Origin of the sequence: Bacillus cereus group sp. MYBK245-2, from assembly GCF_051916145.1 — a bacterium.
Lineage (GTDB): Bacteria > Bacillota > Bacilli > Bacillales > Bacillaceae_G > Bacillus_A > Bacillus_A pacificus.
In genome coordinates, this window is the sequence record NZ_JBQAGB010000046.1 from 1 (window position 1) to 1269 (window position 1269).

A 1269-nucleotide genomic window follows, 5' to 3' on the forward strand; every position below is an offset into this window, starting at 1 on the left:
TGTTTTTGTGTCTGAACCTCTTTTTATGTGTCAACACTGATAAAAAAGAGGAAAAGGAGAGATTTCTTATGATGGGTGCTTTAAAAAATCATCGTGACGAGCGTGTATCTGTTTCTGTAGAAGAGTTGGTTCCACAAGATCATTTCCTTCGTGCAATTGAAGCGACAATTAGTTTTGATTTTATTGAAGAGAAGTTACGTCCTTATTACTGTGAAAACAATGGACGCCCGTCCATTCATCCTATTGTTTTATTTAAGATGATGTTTATTGGATATTTTTACGGCATTCGTTCTGAGCGTCAATTGGAAAAGGAGATTAAAACGAATATTGCCTACCGTTGGTTTTTAGGGTTTTCTCTATCGGATACGATTCCGGATCATTCTACAATCAGTTGGAATCGTCGTACTCGTTTTATTCATACAAATATTTTCGAAGAAATTTTTGATGAGATCGTGAGGCAAGCAACAGAGCACCGGATGGTGGGAGGACGTGCACTGATGACAGATTCTACACATATTAAGGCCAATGCCAATAAAAATAAATTTGTACATAAATATAAAAAAGAAAAAGCAAAGTTTTATATAGATGAGCTAGAAGCTGCGGTAATCGAAGATCGTGAGGTACACGGAAAAAAGAATTAAAACCTAGAAAGGAAAGTGATACCCCTACCAAAAAAACTCGTATAAGTACAACGGATCCAGATAGTGGATTTTTAATGAGAGATGGAAAACCAAATGGTTTTCATTTCTTGGATCATCGTACGACTGATGCGAAGTACAATATTATTACAGATACCTATGTAACGGCTGGAAATATGACAGATTCCGAGCCGTATTTAGCACGCCTCCAAGCTCAGATTGATAAATTCGACTTCAAAGTAGAAGCTGTTGCCCTTGATGCTGGCTATTTCACAGGATATATCTGTAAGAAACTATCAGAACGGAATATATTTATGGTGATGGGGTATCGCCGATTTGGAAAACGGAATAAAGAAGTACCGAAAAGCCAATTTAAATATGTAGAAGAAATGAATGTTTTCGCTTGTCCGATGGGATGTATTTTAGAATATGTAACAACTGATCGTGAAGGATACCGTCAATACAAATCGAATCCAGAAGACTGCGCTGTTTGTCCGTTACGTGAGGTGTGCTTTTCAAAGAAACAAAAACAAAAAGTTATCACTCATCATGTGTGGGAGAAATATAAGGATATTGCTAGAAAAAACAAGCTAACAGCTACAGGGAAAAGATTGTATAAAGTACGCTGTTC

General features: G+C 36.8%; 1 pseudogene. It reads left to right on the top strand.

What is annotated here, in order from left to right:
- Nucleotides 1-68: 68 nt before the first annotated feature.
- Nucleotides 69-1269 (top strand): annotated as a pseudogene (locus ACTFRN_RS28015) (IS1182-like element ISBth7 family transposase); the annotation flags it as partial.